Origin of the sequence: Rhizobium etli 8C-3, from assembly GCF_001908375.1 — a bacterium.
Lineage (GTDB): Bacteria > Pseudomonadota > Alphaproteobacteria > Rhizobiales > Rhizobiaceae > Rhizobium > Rhizobium etli_B.
On record NZ_CP017241.1, the window covers coordinates 3,685,254 to 3,707,612 of the forward strand.

General features: G+C 59.8%; 17 protein-coding genes. 8 read left to right on the top strand and 9 right to left on the bottom strand.

Annotated features, from left to right (window positions below; all coding sequences use genetic code 11):
* Positions 1 to 379: 379 nt before the first annotated feature.
* Positions 380 to 1,336 (bottom strand): hypothetical protein, encoded by a 957-nt coding sequence (locus AM571_RS18220; RefSeq protein WP_074062615.1) that lies wholly within the window; start codon positions 1,334 to 1,336, stop codon positions 380 to 382.
* Between the two features lie 84 nt (positions 1,337 to 1,420).
* Positions 1,421 to 1,735, bottom strand: a complete 315-nt coding sequence (locus AM571_RS18225) for a hypothetical protein (RefSeq protein WP_074062616.1) — start codon at positions 1,733 to 1,735, stop codon at positions 1,421 to 1,423.
* Positions 1,736 to 2,213: 478 nt separating this feature from the next.
* Here AM571_RS18225 and AM571_RS18230 point away from each other — a divergent pair, with 478 nt between their 5' ends.
* On the top strand, positions 2,214 to 2,906 hold the full coding sequence (locus AM571_RS18230; RefSeq protein WP_237358507.1) for a GGDEF domain-containing protein: 693 nt from the start codon (positions 2,214 to 2,216) through the stop codon (positions 2,904 to 2,906).
* Between the two features lie 192 nt (positions 2,907 to 3,098).
* Here AM571_RS18230 and AM571_RS18235 read toward each other — a convergent pair whose 3' ends face one another.
* From AM571_RS18235 to AM571_RS18265, 7 genes are all read right to left on the bottom strand, one after another.
* Positions 3,099 to 4,202: a glycoside hydrolase gene (locus AM571_RS18235; RefSeq protein WP_074063342.1), complete on the bottom strand. Its 1,104-nt coding sequence runs from the start codon at positions 4,200 to 4,202 to the stop codon at positions 3,099 to 3,101.
* Positions 4,203 to 4,230: 28 nt separating this feature from the next.
* Positions 4,231 to 5,403, bottom strand: coding sequence for a polysaccharide pyruvyl transferase family protein (locus tag AM571_RS18240; protein WP_074062618.1), 1,173 nt, complete (start codon positions 5,401 to 5,403; stop codon positions 4,231 to 4,233).
* 39 nt (positions 5,404 to 5,442) lie between these two features.
* A complete protein-coding gene (locus AM571_RS18245; protein ID WP_074062619.1) occupies positions 5,443 to 6,621 on the bottom strand; it encodes a polysaccharide pyruvyl transferase family protein in 1,179 nt (392 codons plus the stop codon).
* A 36-nt stretch (positions 6,622 to 6,657) separates the two neighbouring features.
* The gene (locus AM571_RS18250; RefSeq protein ID WP_074062620.1) at positions 6,658 to 9,336 is read right to left on the bottom strand and encodes a glycosyltransferase; all 2,679 of its coding nucleotides are present in this window, start codon (positions 9,334 to 9,336) and stop codon (positions 6,658 to 6,660) included.
* Complete coding sequence (locus AM571_RS18255) at positions 9,326 to 10,807, bottom strand: DUF6212 domain-containing protein (protein WP_074063343.1); 1,482 nt, start codon at positions 10,805 to 10,807, stop codon at positions 9,326 to 9,328. Before AM571_RS18255 ends, AM571_RS18250 begins: the two co-directional genes overlap by 11 nt.
* Positions 10,808 to 10,989: 182 nt before the next feature.
* Positions 10,990 to 12,237, bottom strand: a complete 1,248-nt coding sequence (locus AM571_RS18260; protein ID WP_074062621.1) for a glycosyltransferase family 4 protein — start codon at positions 12,235 to 12,237, stop codon at positions 10,990 to 10,992.
* A gap of 44 nt (positions 12,238 to 12,281) precedes the next feature.
* Entirely contained in the window at positions 12,282 to 12,854 is a 573-nt protein-coding gene (locus AM571_RS18265) for a MarR family transcriptional regulator (RefSeq protein ID WP_081377118.1), read from the bottom strand.
* 195 nt (positions 12,855 to 13,049) lie between these two features.
* On the opposite strand from AM571_RS18265, the gene AM571_RS18270 reads away from it, so the two are divergent.
* The 7 genes from AM571_RS18270 (at position 13,050) to AM571_RS18300 (ending at position 22,275) form a co-directional block, all read left to right on the top strand.
* The gene (locus tag AM571_RS18270) at positions 13,050 to 14,810 is read left to right on the top strand and encodes a type I secretion system permease/ATPase (RefSeq protein ID WP_074062622.1); all 1,761 of its coding nucleotides are present in this window, start codon (positions 13,050 to 13,052) and stop codon (positions 14,808 to 14,810) included.
* The gene (locus AM571_RS18275; protein ID WP_074062623.1) at positions 14,807 to 16,207 is read left to right on the top strand and encodes an HlyD family type I secretion periplasmic adaptor subunit; all 1,401 of its coding nucleotides are present in this window, start codon (positions 14,807 to 14,809) and stop codon (positions 16,205 to 16,207) included. Before AM571_RS18270 ends, AM571_RS18275 begins: the two co-directional genes overlap by 4 nt.
* Before the next feature lie 271 nt (positions 16,208 to 16,478).
* Positions 16,479 to 17,138 (top strand): calcium-binding protein, encoded by a 660-nt coding sequence (locus AM571_RS18280; protein WP_074063345.1) that lies wholly within the window; start codon positions 16,479 to 16,481, stop codon positions 17,136 to 17,138.
* Between the two features lie 64 nt (positions 17,139 to 17,202).
* Positions 17,203 to 19,452: a glycosyltransferase family 2 protein gene (locus tag AM571_RS18285; protein WP_074062624.1), complete on the top strand. Its 2,250-nt coding sequence runs from the start codon at positions 17,203 to 17,205 to the stop codon at positions 19,450 to 19,452.
* Positions 19,449 to 20,288: a class I SAM-dependent methyltransferase gene (locus tag AM571_RS18290; RefSeq protein ID WP_074062625.1), complete on the top strand. Its 840-nt coding sequence runs from the start codon at positions 19,449 to 19,451 to the stop codon at positions 20,286 to 20,288. The genes AM571_RS18285 and AM571_RS18290 overlap by 4 nt, the downstream gene beginning before the upstream one ends.
* Positions 20,285 to 21,547, top strand: a complete 1,263-nt coding sequence (locus AM571_RS18295) for a glycosyltransferase family 4 protein (RefSeq protein WP_074062626.1) — start codon at positions 20,285 to 20,287, stop codon at positions 21,545 to 21,547. The genes AM571_RS18290 and AM571_RS18295 overlap by 4 nt, the downstream gene beginning before the upstream one ends.
* The gene (locus AM571_RS18300; protein ID WP_074062627.1) at positions 21,544 to 22,275 is read left to right on the top strand and encodes a hypothetical protein; all 732 of its coding nucleotides are present in this window, start codon (positions 21,544 to 21,546) and stop codon (positions 22,273 to 22,275) included. Before AM571_RS18295 ends, AM571_RS18300 begins: the two co-directional genes overlap by 4 nt.
* The last annotated feature ends 84 nt before the right edge of the window (positions 22,276 to 22,359 follow it).

The following is a 22,359-nucleotide window of genomic DNA, read 5'->3' on the forward strand; positions in this document are numbered from 1 at the left end:
CTGGCAAGCTCGCAAGCTCTTCCGATGGAAAACGACCTTAAGACCCCATGTCGTTGATGACGAGGAATCGCTCAGACGGTCGGGGACCACTTCCTTATTAGTACGGGCAGGTTTTGCCGTTCGGACGCACAGCGCGCAAACGCGTCGGCGGAACTTCCGCCTATTTTCGGAAGGAGCTGGATCTCAATGGTGCGCTTTGGAGAGGTCTCTCCGACGGGGCCTCAATCCCTAGACCCCGACGTGCCGCGTCGCGGGAATGGGTTGCTGGTCAAACGTTGACCTTGTGGACGCCGTTGAATGGAACGTATTTAAGAGCAGTTCCTCAACGGGCTGCGCCCCTGCGGATTGGTCATTGCCCGATGTCAGTCCGATAAGGCCGCTACGGATCAGTGCCTGCGTCGCTCAGCTTGCGGCTGTTTGAAATCTCCATCGCGACCTGCGCGGCAATCTCGTGCTCGATGTCGAGAACGATCTGGTTCCGCTGCTCGCGATCATATTGCTTTGCCCAGACGACCGCCCCGTCGGCACCGTCTATCAAGCGAACATGCAGGTGAACGACCTCGCCCTCCACAAGTGCACTTCCCTGAATGTTGAACAGCAGTCCGGCCGTTTCCGTGCCGGGGTGGTTCGAATTACTAACGACAATGTTTTCAACTTTCGAGAGGTTCCCAATCAGCTGATCGGTCAGTTCCCTGGCTAAATCGTCGGCATGTGCGGTGCCGCCGACGGCCACAAAGGGCTCGACGAGGATCGTCACTCTGCTTGTCAGCGTTGAAGCAGCAGTGGCGGGGGACGGTTCCGGCGGCAGGAAATAGGATTCGAGCGGACGGATAACGGCGAGTACCGCCATGATGCCGAGCAGGACAGGGAGGCCAATCGGCAGCAGAAGATCGCGATAGGTCGTCGGCCCAGTTTGCCGTCGCATGTTCTCGCTGTCTTGCTGAGCGGCGGCTTCGCCTGCAATGCACCTTTTCTCGCCGACCAGAAACCGTGGAGCATAACCTCCTTTGGGAATCGTAATCCGTATCGGGTCGTTTCTTCCGCACACGAGATAATATCGCTCAAGTGCGCGGCGGATTCGGCCCGCCTCTATGCGGACGACCGGGTTATTCTGAGCATCGAAGGACGCATCGCGCCCGAAAACGGCATGCGCGATCCTGCAGGCCTTCAGCTGTTCGGTGCGCCCTTCGAGCGTTTCTTCAACGATATATCGCAGGAAGCGACGTCCGCGCTCGGGAACTTGGAATTCCGCACTTTCAAGTATGCGGTCAAGCTGGGCTCGCACGCTTGCGGAATCCCGAGATGCGTGGCCTTCCTCTCCGTTTTCCGATCCCATCGAGACCTCCCGCGACACGTTCGTATGGCTTCCTCAAAGGACGAATGCCTTATACTCCTCTCGGTGGTCCCAGGCTTCTTCAAATTAGCAATACGCAGGGACACGTAACCGACCGACTACCGCGGAGATTTCCTTTTTGATGCGCGCGATGAGCTTTTCGTCGTCGACGAAGCTGTCGAGGACGTCGTCCATTCGCCAGGCGTGCGGCAGGCCCAGACGATCCAGTTCGTTTTCGATGTCGTTGCGGTGAGAGCGGGTGGTGGCCTCGTCCGGTCCGGACATAGACGCTGATGATGCTTGCGTGGCTGAGGTTGTCATCATTCTAACGATCGCCTGAAGAAGCTTGGCATCTTTGTCGAGCAGTTTGGCAAGGTAGTCGATGCCACCTTGCCTTACCATCGGCTATCGCGATTTCCGCCAGGCAGTGCCAATCGACCGATCGGTCGGCTGCGTTTTGCCAGCGTGCTTTGCCTTGAACGCGACAAAGCCCACCACGATGGGGAGGCCTTTGTTGTTTTCATGTCTTGTAATTCTCGTGCGGTGACCTGATGGCGCGGAGACTTGTAGATTTTACCCTATGGCAATCGAGCCGCAGGCCTTCCACGGTTTTCTGTGTTTGAAGCGAATAGTCACGGCGTTAACGCGGAAGGTGCGAATGTATTTAAACGGCGCATTGGCCTGGGCCTCCACAGGCCATGATCTCGTTGACGTGACGATCAAATTCTTCGTGGCCCTTTGCTAAAATGCCATCAGATTTATTCACCTGGTATTTCATCGAAGCCCTTAACGATAGCGACCACTGTAAAAGCTCCGTTAACCGATGACTCTGCAATTTCGTTGTCGCCAGGCCGTAAACGCCCCACATATCAAGATAGCAATGCTCCGCGCCCTTGCCTCTGCGACTGGAGTGACCGTGGTCGTTTGGGCACTGAGCCAGCTTGTTCCCGAACCTCCATTTTGGGTGGAATTGACCGGCGTGGCATTAATTTCGGCTGCTGTCACATTCGGGTTTCAATTGGCAATCAACGAAGCGCTTCGTGATACCCAAAAAGAACTTCAGCACGCGCTCCGTCACGATCCCGTCACGGGTACATTGCGCGCCAGCGAATTTGCGAACTCAGTTGAGCAAGCGATAGACCGCAGGCGCGTGAGCAGCACGGAAAACCCAGATGGCGTCATGCTCGTTCTCAGTGTCGGTAATTTCGATGAGATCGGTCGTCGCTATGGTCCGCAATGGGCCGATACGCTGCTTCAATCGATTGTTCGGATCGTGCATTCTTCCCTGCGCTATGGTGATCTCGTCGCCCGCCTTGCCTCCGACGAACTCGGCATCTATTTGCCCGGCACAACAATGGAAAATGCCAGCAATATCTGCGAGCGCATCCGCGCGCGGGTACAGGAAACCACGTTCACAGCCGGACAAGAGCGTCAGATGTCGGTGACGGTGCGGCTTGGCGGTACCAGGGTCGAGGACCAGGCCGACTTTCAGGCACTCCGCCAGGCTGCTAACCGCGCCGCCCTGGCGGAGGAAGAAGCTGGCCCACCCCTATTCCGGGAGCTGTTCTCGTGAACGACAGGCTTTAGCGTCTGCCGCGAGTAATAGGGCTTTACGGTCTTCAGACCAGAGCTGCCTCCGGCGGACGTCGTCTTATCCCTAACGGGGACGGATAATGTAACCAGTTGTGTGTCCGCAGACCTTCCGTCACCGTTTCCCATCGCGGCCGCGCGGACCTCGGCTACGGGAACGGACAGACTTGACCCGTCATCTCGCTACCCCGCCGCTGTTCGCTTCGGTGGCCGCAACGCCGGCCGGGCTCAGGGCGCCGCAACGCCAGACGCTGTAGACCGGTTGGGTGTCCCAGTCATAGTAGAAGGCAGCTTTCAGCCTTCCCTTCTCCATCAGCTCCGCGAAGCTGCGGCGCACGGCACGGACCGCCACTTCCCGCTCGCGATCATCGACCGGACAGGAAAGCTCGGTGTTGGCAATGCCCCATTCGCTCACCCAGCACGGCTTGCCTTCCCCTTCAGGCCGGCAAAAGTCGAGAAGCCTCGTTACATAGCGCGCAAGCGCTGCATCATTCTTGCGCCCCGGATAGAGATGGATGCCGTAGCCATCGACCAGCGCATCGATCCCCCGCTTGCGCAGGAGCGAAATGAACTCGCCCGGTTCGAGCCGTTCCATGCCGCGGCGGTCGGCCTCGCCAGTGCCGACGTCGGAAAGTCCGGCCGAAATCAGAAGCGCGTCGCGGCTATAGACCGTCGCCCGCAATTCTTCCCGGGTGATGCGGAGGGCGCCGACATATGCGTCGAGCCCGCGTTCGAAGGCCGAGCGATTTGCAAGTTCCGAAACGTTGCGCGGCGTCTGCCGTCCGGGTTTTTCGTAGACGGCGAGGTCGCCATTGTAAGCGCTATAGTTTATTTCATTTCCAGGCTCGACGCCGTCGATGCGGATGCCCATTTCGTCGATGCGGCGAAGCGCCGAGCGCAACTGCGCTCGGTAGAGATCGAGATCGAGATCCGAAAGCCGCTGAACATCCCAGATGCGGCCGAAACCGGTGCGGGGACGTGCCTGCGAGGAATAGTAGTCTTTATTGCCGAGCTGGATCTCGAGGAGGATTTTCAGCCCCAGCCGGTCCGCGATTTCGAGCGCGTCAATGCTCTTGTCCACCGGCCTTGACAGCGAAAGCCGGATATGGGTGATGTCGCTTGCCGCGATCTCCTTCAGCACGCGCTCCTGATCGGCGCGGGAAACCCAGGCCAGATTTACGCGGTTAATGCCGATGCGACCGGGAAGCGGCTCGTCCGCGCCCGCTGGTGGAACCGGGATAAAGGCCCAAACCACTGCCAGCGCGCAAGCAAGGAGCATGCGCGTCTTTGCCGGCGCCCTCATCCGCTCAAAGTCCGATCTGCCCCAGAGCATTGCGGAAATTCGCCTCGCAAGCGGAGTAACGATCGATCACGGTCTGCGTGTCGATCTTGCCGAGGAAGTTGGCAAGATAGGAACGCTTGTCCGTCTCCCTGTTCCAGGTGGCTGCCTCAATGTAGGGGAAGCCGATAAATTCGAGCATCTCCCGCATCCGGTCGTCGACGGCGATCATGAGGGCAGGCGTGCCGGCCTGCATGCCGATGATGCAGCCGTGAAAGCGGCGGCCGAAGCAGAGATCGCGCGCCGACATCGCCCCGCGCCACTGGTTCGTATCGAAATAGATCAGCAGTTCGTATTTCCGCTGCCATTTCTCCGAATGCTTGTATTCCGTCCCTCCCGTGATGCGCCCGCTCGACCGGTCATAGACTGTGTCATTGTCGTCGCCTGTCAGGGAGAGGCTGTAGGCAACCACTTCGTCCTGGACGACATAGCTTGCCACGCTGTCGGGCTTGAGCAGCGCATGGGCATCCACGATCGTATCGGCAACGCTACCGAGATAGCCGCCGAAGGCGATCCTCTGGGCCTCCACCAGTCCCGGATTGGCAAGTGCCGCAAGCGAGCGCTTCATGTCGTTCGGCGAGAAGTAGAGCGACGGGCAGCCCGTCGGCTTGACGAACTTCATCCCCTGCTCCCTGAGGAACTCGGCGGTGAAGTAGCCACGCGTGAGGAAGAAGCTTTCCTTGTTCCTCAACACCTCCAGGAACTTGATCGTGCCGGCCGGCAGCTGATCCTTGAGGCCTTCCTTGCGCTGGATACCGATGCCCATCACCACAATCGGCATCTTCAGCTTCGCGAAGATCTCCGCTTCCAGATCAGCGGAATAGCCGGGGCGCAACAGATTGGCGGAGGCGAAGACGCATAAGTCGAACTCGCGGTTCACGCGCTCGTAAAGCTCGTTCGAGTCGCGATGGTTGGCGAGATGCCAGAACGGCAGATAGGTGACGTCATGACCGCGCAGGCTCTCAGCCGCTCCTTCGCCGATCAGATAGTTGCCGGTGTTGGCGATCTTCCTGACCTGCGAGATCAGGCCCTTCCTGGTCCTGGTCTCGTCGAAATAGGGCCGATGGATGACGGTCGTGCCTGAGACGTCCGCAATCGTCCGCTGCAGATAGGATGGAATGCCCGTAAGCAATATACGCATAACTGTCCTCTGAACCGAAAAGTGATGGCCCTCTGGCCGCTATAGACCAATGCCGATTTCACGAAGCGTAGTGCGGAAGGCGCGCTCGCGGTCGGAATACCGGTCGACGAGTTCATTCGTGTTGAGCTTTGCCAGATGATCGGCCACGAACTCGGCGCGGTTCTCCGCCTTGTCGACCTCGGTGATGTCGACGGCCGGTAGGCCGGTGAAGCCCAGCATCTCGCGCATGCGGTCGTCCACCGCCACCATCAGGCTCGGCACGGCCGCCTGCATGGCGATGATCGAGCCGTGGAAACGACGGCCGAAATTGAAGTCCATCGACGAGGCCCAGGCGCGCCACTGGTTGGTGTCGAAGAAGGTGCGAGCCTCGAACCGCCGCCTCTCCCGCTCGGTGCCGGGATAGGCGATATCGCCGATCATCAGGCCCGACGCGGAATCATAGACGCGCCCCTCGTCGTTAGGCTCCACCTTCATATCGAAGTGGAGGAACTCGTCCTGCACCACGTATTGCGGCACGGTTTCCGGCGGGGTCAGCGCATTCGCATCGAGGATAGCATCCTGATTGCCGCCGAGGTAGCCTGAAAAGATTGTCCGCGCCTTGCCGATATTGACGCTTGACAGCTTCCTCATGGACCGGCGCATGTTGGCCGGCATGAAGTAGACTGAAGGGCAACCGGTCGGGCGCACGAAGGAGAAACCCTGGTCCTTTAAGAAGCCGGCAGTTTCATGGCCGCGTGTCAGGAAGTAGTGCTCACGCTCCTTCAGGATGGCCAGAAGCCGCTTCGTTCCCTCCGGAAGATTGTTCTCAAGGTCCTTGCGGTTCTGCAGGCCGATGCCCAGCATGACGATTGGCATGTTAAGCCGGCTTAGGACATCCGCCTCTGCGTCCGCGGAGAGGCCTTTACGCAAGAGGTTCGCGCAGGTGAAGACGCAGATGTCGAAGTTGGCGTTAAACTCGTCGAACCCATTGCCGTTCTTGCTCAAATTGTAGAGATGCCAGAAGGGAACTTGCTTCGCATGTGGCGCGAGCGCATGCAGGGCGCCCTCACCGATGAGGTAGTTCCCGGTATTGCTGATGTTGCGCAGTTCCTGCAGAAACTCTTCCTTCGTTTCCGGCTGCTTCTGTCGCTCCGCATAGGAGACGGACAGGCCGTGGGCGCCGTTGGCAAGGCGCGTGTAGTGACCGGGAATACCCGTCACGAGAATTCGCGGACGCATTCGACTAGACCTTTCTGTTAAGAAGCGGCGCGGCAATCAGCCAATCGCCGCGACCACGGGATTTGCCGCCGCCTGCTCGCGAAAGACCGCAGCGCGGGACAGTGACGAATTCTTCACGGACCGATCGCTCCACGAGATAAAATCCGAGAAAGAGGAAGCCCATGACCGGCGTGCGGCGGTCCTGATGCAACCCTCCATGAGCGGAGCGAGCCTCTCGCGATTGCGGGCGATCTCTTCGATGATCCGCGCCACCTCCCTCACCACCTGAGGATCGGAAGGCGCGTTGATCAGTATGCCGTCCTCGCCATCGGAAATGAGCTCGTCCACCGCACCGACCGCAGTCGCGATGGGCACGCAGCCGAGTTGCTGCGCCTCGGCGATCATCAGCGGCGCGCCTTCCCATCGAGAGGGCATGACGAGAACGTCAGCCCAGCCCAGCGCCTTGATCAGATCCTTGCTCGCGAAGACGGGCGAGCGCACGTCGACGCCCAGGTCCTTCAGCCGTTCGCTCCAGGAGACCCTGGAATCGGCGAGGATTTCTCCTCCGATGGCCCGGGCTTCGAAGTTGACCTTGGAGTCCCGCAGTTCCGCGAGCGCTGCCGCCAGCCGGTCTATACCCTTCTGCTGATCGAACCGGCCCATGTAGAGAAGCCGCAAGCGGTCATCCCTGCGCTCGATCCGCCTGACGGCCAGAACCTCCGCCAGGGTCTTGGGCGGCACCGAGAAGCTCGCTCCGTTCGCAACGGCGAAGATTTTCTCGTGGGGGACGCCGTAGCTGTGCAGATAGATCTTGAGCTGTTCGGAGCAGGTCAGGAAGGCGTCGTAGCAATGCTCGTGGGCAATCGCTGCGAAGGGCTGGCCGGCAGGCCTTTTGAAGGCCGTGCTGTCCACGACGTGGAGATAGCATGCCGTGCGCGTGCCTTCGGAGCGCAGTCGCGCGATGAGGGGATGGACGGCCATCACATGATTGTTGATGACCAGGTCGAAGCCGGAAAGCTGTCCCTTCAGCGCCTCCCAGTCGACGGAATGCCCCTCGTCGATGAAGTCCTGCCCCAAGAATGAGCCCGACCCTCCCCAGGCTGGAACTCCCGCGTCCCAGAAGTGAATGTAGTCGAAGCTGGAATCGAACTCATCGATGACATCCATCCTTGACGTGCCGAGCACGAAGAGATGGGTTTCGTAACCCGCCACTTTCAATTCCCGGGCGGCCGCATAGACGACCTTTTCGGCTCCTCCGAACGAGGCATTCGGCACGAGAAGCGCCACGGTCCGCTTGCCCTCGCTATGCCCGAGCGGCAGGACTGGTGATCCTCCGACTTCCTTGCGCAGCGCCTTGTAGAGATCAGTGTAGGGCACGAGCCGGGCGGGACGCCAGGTCCACCGCCTCCCGGCCGTCTCGCGCAGTGGGCTCATTGCAATCGCGTTGACGCAGTTGATCATCACCTGCTGAGGCGTGATGAGAGAGCGGCGCGGGAGGCTTCTTGGAAAAGGGAAGTGCACTTTCAGAACGGTCGATGTCGGCCATACCTGCTGGCTTCCGATCGAGGCGAACCAGTCCACAGCATTGTTCTGGACCACCTCCTGGACGAGCCGGATCGAAAGGAAAACGAGATCCGCGGGGCCGAGTTTTTGTCCGCCAGCCCCATGAACGATCGGCTCGATCTTGCGCTGGGCGGCATCGTTGGCGAGTTGGACGAAGACGACGTTGCTGTTCTCGCTCAGGCGCTCAAGATGGGCAAGCACGTTCGGCAGCATGCGCGAACGCCGCAGAAGGTCGAGCGCCGCGCCGCTTCCGGCGACCAGGAAAGGCGGGAAATGTTCATTGTCGGGCTCGCCGATATTGCCCCAGAATGCCGGGATGATGTCGTCGAGGCGAAGCACCGTCGGTGGCTTGGTAGGATCAGTGAAGAAGGAGATCGCCGTATCTTCCGTTCGCGCAAACAGGTAGCGCGGGCACTCCTCGTGCTCGAAATCCACCAGCATCGGGCGCTGGAACAGCGGCCTGTGGCGCTTGCGCAGGAAGCTTACCGACGTGGCGCGGTCACGATTGGCCTCCTTGAAGCGGCTCTCCGCCCTCAGCCTGTACTCGAAGACCGTGTCATGGCAGGGCGTGCCGACGAAACCATGCTCGATGCAGGACAGCCAGAACTCCCAATCCTCGAAGCCGTTCTGCCTGTCGTCGTTGAAGCGAACGCCTTGCTGAAAAACATCGATCGAGATCATCGATCCGGTATCGCAGATGTTGTCGGTGATGCAGTGGACCAGTCGTGAATAGCGGTTGCCGTAGTGAGCGCGCCAGCTTACCGAAAAAGTGTCGATATTCGTGTAGACCCACCCGCAGCCACTGGAGAGGAGGTGCCGGTAAAGCGTCTCAATGGTGCCGGGAAGGACGCGATTGTCGGCGTCGAGGAAATAGACAGCCTTCGTCTCTGGAAAGCGCTCGAGGACGAAGTTGATGGCGCGATTACGCGCGCCACCCGGACCGGCGTTTTGGCCGAACACGACATGGATGCAAGGATGGGCCGCGGCGTAGAGCAACAGTTGATCGAACGTCTCGTGCCGTGGATCGCCGTCGACCGAGACGACAATGACGATCCGGCAGCTGCTAACATTCGAGGCAAATACCGACTCGATCGCCTCCAGGGCAAGTGCCGCGTGACCGTAAAGGGGCATGGCCACGGCGATCAGGTCCGTTGGCTCCCTGTTACTGGACATCGGCGGCCTCCGTAAACTGTTTGACCAACCTGAAGCCGGACACCTTGAGCCAGGAGAAATCGACCGAATCCGTGACTGCGCGGCTGAGAATCATCAGGTCCATCGGGCCGCGTGCCGGCTCGTCCAGCTGGATGTTGATGTTGACGACCTCACTGGAGCTGACTTCACGCCATCCGCTGAAGAATGCGGACGGTTTGGCGGCGCCCTTTCGCGCAAGCTCGGCCACTTCGGAACGCGCATTTGAATTGGCCGGTGCGATCAGGAAGCTGACCGCCGCGGGCTGACCTTCGGGATGATCGATAAAGGCGCTCGCCGAGAAGGATATCGTCCCGGGCTCGACGGCGCGACTGACCGCGCCTGCCGATATGCCGCTCGGCAACGGGTGGCAGACAACAGCATGCTCATGCTCGAGGAAGCGCACCGTCTGGAATTCCGGCACGATCGGCGTGACCGAAACGTCCGCGATCTGGCTCAACGTAGAGACCGCCAGGCGATAATCGACAGTGTACTGGCCTTCGAGCAGGCTGCTGGGCGCAATCATGTTGGGTGTTCTGGCGGGCTTTACCCCGGGCAGTCCCGTAAACACTTTAAACGCCAGCGGGCGCAGGTCGAGATCCGGATGCGGGAGTTCCGACCGCGCCGAATAGCGTTCGCCGGCGATCGGATAGCCGAGAGAAAGGCCGACGGTCTCCGGTCCGGTCGCCGAGATCCGCAGCCGAAGCGTGCGTGCAGCCCCTCCGCAGGCCCGGGGCAGCGAGAAGAAATTCCAGTTCGGCACGAGTTGCGCATAGGGTACCGTCCACTCGGCGACTCCTTCGCCGCTCTCGAGGTAGCTCAATACGACGACAAGCTCTCCGGCGGTTCTGGGCACCGAGTGCAGGTGAAGGGCAAACCCTGCCACGCCAAGGCTGGATATTGGCAGCAGTTGCTCGACGAAGGCGGCGGCAAGCAATTGCCCGATCCCCTCGTCCTTTGGATCGGCGTAGGGATCATGGGAGAAAACTTCAGAAACCGGCTCCCAGTTTCGCGCCTGGAAAGCATCTTCGAGCGCCCGGTAGTTTTCCAGCAGCGTCTCGCGTTCCCGGCGCAGGATCGCAAGTTCCGAGGTGATTGAGGCGCTGTATCGGGCAAGCCGGCCCACGCCGCCCTCGGTCAGCGCCCGCAGAAGCGGAAAGCTGTCCGACTTGTTGACGGGATCAAGCCGCTGCATGGGAATCGCGGGGACAGTTCCCAGTGGTCCAAGCAGCGCCAGACGCTCCCGCAAATCCGCCTCGCCCTCTTCGGAAAAGGCGACGGCGATCAATGGAAAAGCATTCTCCAATGTCGCTGGGGGATGGCCATCGACATCGAGGTAAACAACCAGATGCTCTATATCGCTCCCTTCGAAGCATGATCGATCCCGGTCCGATGCCGCTATTAGCTTTCTCGTCACCAGTCGTTTCCCAATGCCGGAAGACGTCAATTCTTGCACGCGCGGCCTCTGAAGAATTATCACGGAACAAAAAGCAAAGACGCCGAATATTCAGATATTTATCCAAATCATACCGCGCCATATACAGGGAGCCTAACAACTAACGTTGCAGTGCACAATAATAAAAATCAGCCGCTGCAAAGAAAAATATTTCATATATACTTTAAAAATCAAAGTAATAATCATGAATTCATCTCTGCATTGCGGCGAAGTAACTTTCCAGTCAATTTCTCAAGAAGATACTGTTGGCGATCGAGGCAGTCCGTGAGCCGAAAACGCCTCTCCACTGTCCGGCGCGCCGCGGCACGCATCCCAAAATGCCGTTCGGGACTCTTCAGGGCGCCGAGAATGGCCTCAGCGAGTGCGTCCGTATCGAAGAACGGCACCAAAAGGCCGTTCCGGCCGGAGCGTATAACCTCCCGGACGGGCGCTGTGTCCGATCCGATGACCAGGGCGCCGCACGCCATCGCCTCCAACATCGACCACGACAAAACGAACGGATAGGTCAGGTAGATGTGCGCGGCCGAGATCTGGAAAAGCTGGCGCAAAACCGAATGCGGCACCGCGCCGGGAAAGAGGATATTCTCCCGCGGTATATCCAGGGTTTTGAGGAGATGATCCTTCCACGCCCCGCCGCCGGGCGGCGGCACACCATAGCTGATGCCATCCCCTCCGACGAAAACGAACAAAGCATCGGGGCGTTGGCGCACAACCTTGGCGGCAGCCTCCAAGACCTGTGGAAATCCGCGATACGGCTCAAGGTCGCGCGCGACAAAGGTGACAATGGGAGAACGACCGGCGCTGAGCACACGCCCGTCCGAAAGCGTGACCGTAGTTGATGGGTCCGGTCGAAACCGCGCCGTATCGATCCCCTCGTGGCATACCGAAATGCGCCCCCGGGCGTCGGCGGGGTACAGACTTCTCTGCCAATGTGTGGGGCTAATGCCGGCCTCGATGGCCTCAAGGGATAGGAGCTGCGCGATGTTGCGCAGCCGCAGCCTCTTGCGCGTTTCCAGATCGGGCTGATCGTCGGGGGAAAACCCGATGTCCGCCCCTTCCGATCGGTAGAAGAACTCGCAATACCCCAATGCGGGCACCCGCGGCAGCACGTCCTTCAAGAACATCATGCTTCCCCAGCCGATATGGCCGACGACAACGTCGGGTACCAGCCCTTGCCGCGCCATGGCGTCGAGCGTTTCGGCAACGCGATGGCCGATTCGCGCATGGTGATCGGGAGTACCCATGTGTCTCGCCATATGCGGATCTGCACGCGGACCCGATTCTGCTCGATGTCGAACGACGCGAACGGATGGGATCTTCTGGTCTATGGTCTCGGTGATGAGGCTAACCTCATTTCCCGCCTGCGCGAGCTGAGCGGCCAAGGCAGCGAACTGACCGAAACCCCGACGATGAACAAACGCCACGTGCATCGCGTCTAGCCCGCCCCTGCAAGGTGCACGGCATCACTCACCGCTCAGACGCCGTACCGTGAGGCGCTGCCCCAGGCCAGCTCGAGCTGGTGCAGCGTCTGGAAAGCCGTCTCAAGCATCCGCTGGTCCTGGTCGCCACGATTCAGCGCACGCTCATAGGCCATCGCCGCGTCGCGCAGATTCGCCCTGAGCTGGCGTCCCTTCTCTGTCAGTTTGATGCGCGCCGACCGCTTGTCGCGCTGGGAGGCAACGCGATCGATGTAGTCGCCATCGCCAAGCTGCTTCAGATAATAGGAAACGTTGGAGCCGACATAATGCCCACGATCCAGAAGCTCGGCGACCGACAGTTCCGAATCGCCGATTGCCAGCAGAATCATCGCCTGCGCCGGCCCGATATCGTCTACACGAAGCTTGGTCAGCTCCGCGCGGATCAGGCCCGAGAAGCGCCGGCTTGCCCGCTCCATGAGGCGAGCGAGCTCGAAATACGTAACCTGCTGGAGGTCCCCAAGCTCGGCACCCTGAGGAAGCCGGGGGTCTGTTTGTACTGTCTGGCTTATTCGAAGACTCGGATCGTCATTCAGTTCCGCCAGCAAACTGAACACATCATTTTCTTTCATTCGACTCTCCGTTTCAAGAAAATACTTCAAAATTTGAAGTAATATTCAAATACGCTCATCACCATCAATCACCATGAGCTTGCACAAGTTCGTCGTTTTGTGCCAGATTGGTCGAAGCAATACTATCCTTAGGCTCAGTTACAACCAAATCTGTCCTCCAACAGATGGATCTAACGTTAACTCGAGGCAAATTTCATGCGTGAGTCAGTTCATAATGAGACAATAAGCAAAGGGAAAACCGGGGGAGGCCAAAAACAGGACAGTCCAAGGTTGCTAGTGATACAAGCAAAGCGTGTATTCTTGTCAGGGTTGCTTTATGCAGCGGCACTAAGCGTGTGTCTGAATCTATTACAACTGACGATGCCTCTGTTCATGCTGCAGGTTCATGACAGGGTACTCAACAGTCAGAGCATGGACACACTTGCAATGCTCACCATCTTGGCCGTCGGCGCCCTTGTGGTGCTCGGTGTTCTGGAATTCATCCGTGCCCTCTCTTTCCAAGCCATCGGAGGCGCGCTCGTGCGCCGGATGAACATGCCTGTCCTGGCGGCCGCCGTTCAGGCTTCTGTGGATCAGGGCCTGTCGCGCGCGACCCAGTCGCTTCGGGACATCGCAGAACTACGAAGCTTCCTGACCTCGTCAGCGGTCAGTGCGCCCCTGGATGCTGCCTGGTCACCGATTTTCCTCGGCGCCCTTTTCCTTTTGCATCCGCTTTTTGGTCTTATCGGAACCGTCTCCGCCGCATTGCTCATTTGCGGCGGCCTGGTCACCGACATGTTGACGCACCAACTCACCAAGGAGGCGAACCAAACAAATATCGAGGCCGTGTCCAGGATTGGCGCTTCGCTGCGACATGCCGAGGCCATCGAGGCGATGGGCATGCTGCCAGCTCTGGCGAATCGTTGGCGCGCCCTTCAACTGCAGGCTCTCAGTGCCTTTGAAACGAGTGGGTGCAGGAGCAAGGCGATGTCGTCCATCACCCGCAGCCTGCGCTATTCCATCCAGATCATGACGCTGGCAGCCGGAGCCTATCTGGTGCTGGAGCAGGAAATCACGCCCGGCGCCATGATGGCATCGAGCATTCTTGTCGGGCGCCTATTGATCCCCTTCGATTCGATCATCGAGAATTGGCGGCAATGGGTGCTGGCGATCGCTGGCTGGCGTCGCCTCGAGGCCCTTCTCAAGGCGGATCTTGCAATCCGCCAAACGATGCCCACGCCGCATTCGTCGGGCGACATCGTGGTCGATAAGCTCGTCTACGCCGCTCCGGGGCTGGATGTGCCCATCATCAAGGGCATTTCTTTCTCCCTCTCTCCGGGCGAAGTTCTGGGCGTGATCGGTCCGTCCGCGGCCGGCAAATCGACACTCGCGCGGCTGCTGGTCGGCATCTTGCGCCCCACGTCCGGCGGCGTCTTCCTCGACGGCAACAATACCTATCTCTGGGAGCGTGGCTCGTTCGGTCAGGTGGTCGGATATCTGCCGCAATCCGTCTCGCTTTTGGAAGGCACCATTCGAGAAAACATTGGGCGAATGGCCGACAGCGATCCCTACAAGGTGCTGGAGGCGGCGCGATTGGCCGACATCCATGAAATGATCGGACGCCTGCCACTCGGTTACGACACACCCGTCGGCGACGGACATCTGACCCTTTCGGGAGGGCAGCGGCAGCGCATAGCGTTGGCGCGCTGCCTCTACAACCAGCCTCGCCTCATCGTGCTCGACGAACCGAACGCAAACCTGGACTCGATCGGCGAGCGGGCCCTTATCCGCGCGATCGAGCGTGCGCGCGACGACGGCGCCATCGTTATCATAATCGCTCACAGGCCAGCCATCATGCAGGTCGCCGACAAGCTGCTCGTGCTCGAAAACGGCCGCATCACACAGTTCGGACCGCGAACGGCCGTGGTGACAACCACGATGCCGGGCGAACCACACCGCGAGGTAGCCGCAATATGACTGAAAAGAGCCCTCTTGCGGTCCGCTCCGATCTATCAGAACGTCGCCTCCAGCGGCATCAGCCGGCATCGCGGGATGTTGGCTACTCGAACTTGGAATTCGACCGGTTTGATAGCCGTTCGCCGCTTCGTCGTCTTGTCGTTGCGGGGCTCGCCACGGTCCTTGTGTCCTTCGGTGGATTTTTTGCCTGGGCCTTTTCGGTCGAGCTCAGCAGCGCGACGGTCGCCAACGGCACGGTCATCGTCGATTCGAAGCGAAAGACTATCAGCCATTTCGAAGGCGGCGTGATGAGTCTACTGCTCGTTCAGGAGGGTGACAAAGTTTCCGCCGGGCAGCCCCTGATCGCGTTGGAGGATACGCGCGCCCGTTCCAGCCTGCAGTCGCTCCAAATCCGACGCATTGGCCTGATCGCAAAACTGGCGCGATTGAAAGCCGAGCAGACTGACATGCCGCAAATCAGCTTTCCACGCGATTTGGATGACAGCCGGGACGATACGGTCGATGACGCCGTCAGGGCGGAGACGATATTTTTCGAAAAGCGGCGCGAGACCAAGGTCGGACGCGTCGAGGTCCAGCAAAAGACCATCGAGGAGCACCTCGAACAAGCAACGTCGCTCGGCATCCAGATCCAGGCGACCGACCAGCAAATCGATCTCATGAAAGAGCACCGGACGGCGACGGAAACGTTGACGAAAAAAGGCGCGGCACCGCGCACGCAACTCATCGAAATCGACTCCAAGCTAAGTGAGCTTGCGAGGGAACGGGGCGAACTCGTCGGCAACAAGGCCCAGGCAGAAAAAGCCGCAGCAGGCGCACAGCTTGCGCTGACCGGGATCGAAAGTGACTTTCAGTCGACGATTGCCGGCGAAATCACCACGGCACGCATCGATCTGGCGGACGTCGAAGAGCAGATCGTCGCTTCGAAGGACGTGCTGCGGCGCCTTGAGATTCGCTCTCCGCAGGATGGCATCATCAGCAACATCTTGCTGCGCACCCCTGGCAGCGCGGTCACGCCCGGCCAGCCGTTGCTCGAGATCGTTCCGGAAAACGAGCCCCTGCTGGTCGAAATGCGCGTCAATCCTCGCGACATCGACAGCATTTCCCTGGGCTCGCATACGCAAGTGCGGCTGACAGCCTATAATCAGCGCTCCCGCCTGCCGATGGAAGGCACCATTACATATGTCGCCGCGGACCAGTCGGTAGATGAAAAGTCAAACAGTGCGTTTTTCGTCGCGCGCGCCAAACTCGATCCGGCATCGCTCAAGGCAAACCCGGATGTCCACCTCTATCCCGGCATGCCCGCGGAGGTGCTGATCATCCACGAGTCACGCCGTGCGATCGACTACCTCACTTCTCCCGTCCTCGAGAGCTTCAATCGCGCGTTCAGGGAAGACTAGATTTCAAGGAAACTGGAATGCTGCATAGCAGAAATTATTTCAAGTTTTGAAGTTATTCCAAAGTAAAATATTTGCATATTACTTTATTATCCCGGACATTATCGAAACAATGTGCCAATAATATTCAATTTGGGAAATATATTTCTCAAGACAGGACATTTTAGATTCAAGATATGTTGCACTTCGGTTTTTTGCAGTGCACATTTCAGGCGCGAAATCGTCGCACCCTGCGCCGAGACGCATGAATATCAAATCCGAAGAGGAGAGGCAGATGGCCACATTGGAAGGCGGAGCATACGACGATGCGCTGTTCGGCTCCCGCTTTAACGACTTCATTCGCGCCCATGGGGGCGCTGATTTCGTGAGCGGCGGCAACGGGCACGACCTCGTGTTCGGTGACGACGGTGACGACCTGCTGTTCGGCGGAAAGGGAAACGATTCCCTGTTCGGCGGCGATGACAGCGACTTGTTGAACGGTGAAAACGGGAACGACAACCTCGTCGGCGGCTGGGGTGATGATCTTCTGTACGGCGACAAGGGCAACGACACCCTGCTCGGCGGCCAGGGAAGCGACCTCCTGTCCGGCGGCAAGGGCGCCGATATACTTTATGGCGGCGATGGTGCTGACATCATTGATGGCGGTGCTGGCAACGACGTCCTGGCAGGCGGTGCTGGCCACGACATCTTCGTCTTCGACGGCGGCGGCGGGAATGACGTCATCCTCGACTTTAACGCTGGCGAGGATCTGCTGCAGATCTCGAAGGGCATCAATGGCCTCGACGTGTCTTCGCCCGAAGACCTGGCCTCGCGTGTCACGCAGGTGGGGGGCAATGTCGTCGTGGATCTCGGCCATGGCGATACGCTCACATTGGTAAATGTCGATGCCGACGACATCCATGCCAATCCCGAGAACTACTTCACCGTTCACTGAATATGATTTCTGTGCGCCCTGCCTCCTCCCGTGGGGCGCGCAACTCCGATCCAGAGGATAGCGTGTGACGTTCGACGAATCGATAGACGCCACTGGCGTTTTCAGAAACGCAAAGATCTTTCGGCTCGGCGCGGAGCTGGCCGTCCTTATCTGGGATCTCCCCCCGTCCCTTCCCGCCACCACAAAGTGCCTGTTGTCCATGGACCAGTCACCGATACCGCTCGTCAGCATGATGCTGCCTCTTGGCAACGGAAGGCAACGAATGTTCTGGGCGATGAGACCGGAAAAGCAGCCGGTGAGTGTCGGCATTTGCACGGAACACGGCAGCACCGCCGAAACCATCGTGATGCATCCGGCGCGCACGCTGGTGCCGCTCGATGTGGAGACACTGTTTGCGGATCTCGCGCCGGATGCCCGCATCAAGTTCGTCAACAACCTGCTGACCGTGTGGCGAAGCGCCTTTCGCATCGCCAGCGACCATCTTTTCAACATGGTGGTCGAAGACGCCCTTCACGCGCTCGTGCCCCAACCGCAGGCCGCCAGCATCGTCTGCCAGATTGCGCGGGGAAGCCATCTGATTGAGACGGCTATCAATCCGGATCTTGGCGACATCACAGCGATCTATGCGATCGGCGCAGCTTCGATTACACGCATGGCCGTAAGACTTGTTCGCGGACGCAACGCAAAAAACGGCATGCAATCGTGCCATTTCATCGCAGAAGTGCCTTCCCCTCCGTTTCTCATCGTCCTCCTGAGCAAGAACGGCGTCGCCATTCGCCAGCTTGCTGACGGCAAGCCTCGCCATCCCAGTCTTCAGAGTTGGTGGGGCAAAAACCTTGAGGCGGTGGAACTGCGCGAAATGATTGTCCGTCGACTCGCCACGTTGCCGGAAAGCGGCGCCGCCACGGCGATCGACCTTCAAGTTTGTGCACCACTGGCGTCAAGTCGGATTGCCAAGTCATCGATGCATCCGTCCGGCGAGGTCGATCTCGCTCTGGCGCTCGACGACGGTCTGCTTGCCGGCGGCTGGTTCCATGCGCCGTCATCCGCGTTCGCCGGCATCGACTACGTCAAGGAGGACGGCACGGCCGTGCCGCTCGACGCCAACAGCTACGAATTTCCGGCATGGGCGCAAGGGAAGGATGAGAAGAGCAAGACCGATGTGACCGGTTTCGTTGCCTGGGTCCCGCTGCCGGAATCCCCCGGGCCGCTCCTGCAACCGCGATTTCAGATGCGCCTTGCCTCGGGAGCGGTCAGGCCGCTGATACCGACGCCACAGCCTTTCGAGCCCGCGACACAACGAAACCATGTCCTGCGCGCCGTGCCGCCACAGCATGCGGTCGACGGTGCCTTCCGCACGATTCTCGCCCCTGCCCTGCAGGACATAGAACGACGATTGGGCAAGACCATAGAGGTCGACAGCACGAAGGACTACAGCTTGCCCAAAAGCCCACCCCTCGTTTCCATTGTCGTGCCCCTCTATCGGGTTCTCGATTTCCTGCGCTTCCAACTGTCGGGGATGGCCACGGATCCATGGCTCGCAGCCAACGCGGAGGTCATCTATGTCCTCGATTCACCGGAAATCCAGGATCAGACGGAGCACCTGCTGGGCGGCCTGCACCTCCTGCACGGGCTGCCGATGAAGTTGGTCGTTATGAATCGCAACGGCGGCTATGCGCGTGCTTGCAATGCCGGCGCGCGTTTTGCACGCGGCGCCATACTGGTCATGCTCAATTCAGATGTCGTGCCTTGCGCGCCAGGCTGGCTTCAGGTGTTGTCGCGAGCGCTTTTGAAAAGCAACGAGCTGGGTGCCGTCGGCCCGAAACTGATCTACGAAGACGGATCGCTGCAGCACGCTGGACTGTACTTCGGCCGCGACCAGCGCGGGATCTGGCTGAACCACCATTTCCACAAGGGCATGCCTGGCGACTACGTGCCTGCGCAACAAGCCCGCGACGTCCCTGGCGTTACCGGCGCTTGCCTTGTGACCCGCAGAGACACCTACGAGCGCGTTGGCGGGTACACCGAGGACTACGTGATCGGCGACTACGAGGACAGCGACCTGTGCCTCAAGATCCGTCGCGTCGGGCTCCAGATTGCCTATGAGCCGGCAGCGTGCCTGTATCATTTCGAGCGTCGCTCGATCCGCCGCAGCCAGGACTACATGCGCGGCGTTGCAAGCCAATACAATTCATGGCTGCACACGCAGCGCTGGGAGGAGGATATCGCCGAACTGATGGCGAACCTGTTCGATAGGGACCACGATCGACCCGCCGCGGCGGGCATGAGAATCCGGAAGAGGAACGCAGCGTGACTCATGCGGCACTCCTGCACCCCACCAAGCCGGCCCGGCTAATCGATGAAGACCGTGTTCGCTGGCTAATCGAATCTGTTCGGGACAATCGTTTTCTTCCGCAACCGGAATCCACCAACGTCTTCGTGGGAGACGGGGATTTTCGCGCGATAGGAGCGGAGTTTCTCGGTTATTTCATTCGCATCGGCGGCCTGCGCGAAGACAGCCGCGTTCTCGACATCGGGTGCGGCATCGGCCGGATGGCCGTGCCGCTTACCCAATATCTCGATCCGAAAACGAGCCGCTACGATGGTGTCGATCCAGTCGAGAGCGGTATTGGCTGGTGCCAGCGAACGATTGTGCCTGCCTACCCCAATTTCGCCTTCCGGCAACTGGACATCGCTCACGAGCTGTACAATCCGAACGGCAAGATCAGCGGGATGGCCTTGACGCTTCCTTTTCCGGATCGCCATTTCGACTTCGTCATCATGACGTCCGTGGTCACTCATCTGCCGCCCGCGGAGGTCCTTGTCTACCTCGCCGAGATCCGCAGGATCCTGTCACCCGGCGGGCGCCTGTTCATGACCGCCTTCGTGGTCGACCGGATCGCGGCGGCAAACGAACACGGGCGGCGCGATCCGCGTCTCCCCTTCCGCCGCTATGGCGAAAGCCCATGCTGGTTCGTACCCAACCAGCCACCGCTTGCCGCGGTCGGTTTCGAAGACGGCTTTCTGGACAAGGCGCTCGAACGGGCCGGCCTTTCCGTCGCTTTGAAATCGCTTGGCCATTGGCGCGGCACCAACGCGGGCCACCATCAGGACTTCATCGTGGCGAAGCGCCGGGGAAATGGTCGATGAGCAAGCGTATTCTGGTGGCAGCCCACAACCATCCGTCCCTTCACCCGGGTGGAACGGAGATATTTGCTCACGACCTGTTCCGCGCCTACCAGCGCGAGGGGCACGAAGCCCTGTTTCTCGGCGCCACGAACCAAATTCACCGCGAAGCCAGACCGGGCACGAGCTTTCAGAGCATCGGCTCGGCGGGAGATGAGGTCCTGCTGTGGTCCGGACACTTCGATCGCTTCTTCATGAGTCAGATCGACCTTTATGGTGTTGTGCCGGACATAGCGGAGTTGCTGCGCGATTTCCGGCCAGATGTGGTTCACCTCCATCACCTGCTGCTGCTTGGCGCCGAGTTCCCTCATATCGTCCGCCGCACCTTACCCCACTGCCAGATCGTCATGACGCTCCATGACTACTATCCCATTTGCCACCACGAGGGCCTGATGGTACGCACCGGCAGCAAGGAGCTTTGTCACCAAGCAAGCCCGGACCGCTGCCATGGCTGTTTCAAGGACATTCCGCTCGATCGCTTTGCCTTGCGCGAACGCCACCTCAAGGCCCTGCTGAGCACGGTTGACCACTTCGTCTCGCCAAGCGCTTTTTTACGGGAACGCTTCGTGCTCTGGGGACTGGACGAAGGTGCGATTAGCGTCATTCCCAATGGTATCCCCACCCGAAATGCCGGCGCGCGAAGGGAGCTGCTCCAGGGCGGAAGACCGGTCTTCGGATATTTCGGAAATCTCAACCCCTGGAAGGGGGTGACCGTATTGCTCGACGCGGCGCGCCAGCTTCTGGCCGATGGCCTTGATTTCGAACTCCGCATCCATGGCGGAGCGCCTTTCCAGAGCGAGGCCTTCGTCGATGAGATCAATCGGCGCTTTGCCGAAACGTCAGAATCGGTGCAGTCCAGGGGCCCCTATCGACGCGAAGATATTGGCGATCTGGTGGCCGCGGTCGATTGCACCATAGTTCCTTCCGTCTGGTGGGAGAACGCGCCGCTTGTCATTCAGGAAGCCCAGGCTCAAGGCCGTCCGGTCATCGCCAGCAATATCGGAGGAATGGCTGAGATGATCGAGCATGGCGTCAACGGCCTGACTGTTCCACCCAACGATGCCCGAGCGCTCGCCGCGGCGATGCGGAACATAGTGGAAGAGCCGAACGTGCTGCACCGGCTCTCCGAAAACGCTCGCAAGCCCGACGACATCGACACGACCGCCCGCCGCTACCTCAAGTGGATGGAGACGGCACAGGCTCAGGCATTGGAGAGCTTATGACCAGTCCCGCTGAACGACCGGATGCCGCATCCGAACAGGACAACGCCAAGCCGATGAACGGCCGGGTGGATGCCGTTGACATGGGCCGGATCTTCGGCTGGGCATTCGACCCGATGGCGCCGGATCAACGGCTGACCATTCGTGTCCTCCTCGATGGCAAGGTGATTGCCGAGGCTGTTGCCGACCGCAATCGCCCCGACTTGCGTCGCAACGGTATCGGCGACGGCAAGCACGCATTTGAGATCGCGCTGCCCGATCCCGTCCATTCTCGGGCGAACGATATTGTCGTCATGGCGCGGAATGGAAGCGGTTCCGAGCAGGCCCTGCGCGTTCCCCAGCCAGACGAGCAGGCGGCCGAGGCTCTTATCGCCGCACCGCTGGCGAAAGTGCTCGATAAGCTCGATTTGCTGATGGCGGCGCAGCGGCAGTTGCAGGTCTCACAGCGCTCGCTGCAGCGCGCACCGGAAATCGACGCCGACAAGACCGAGACCGCCGGGCCCACCGATGTCAGCAAGGCCGTCGAAAGCCTCAAGGTGGATATGAGCCAACGGCTGAATGATTTCGACGTCCACCTGATGCGGCTGGATGGAGTTGTGGCAGGAATGGAGAAGAACCTGAATGCGTTGCGGAAGCGTGCGAACGGCGAAATAAAGCCCCTGCTGCTGCTGCTGTTCGTTCTCGTGGGATTTGCCGCGGGCGCCAGCCTTACGCTGGTTGCCAGAATCTGATCCAGGGAGGGTAAAGCGTGCTGGTGAGAGAACAATCCCCCGCTGTCATTAGTCCCTCGGCAGGCGGGCATGGGGCGAGCAGGG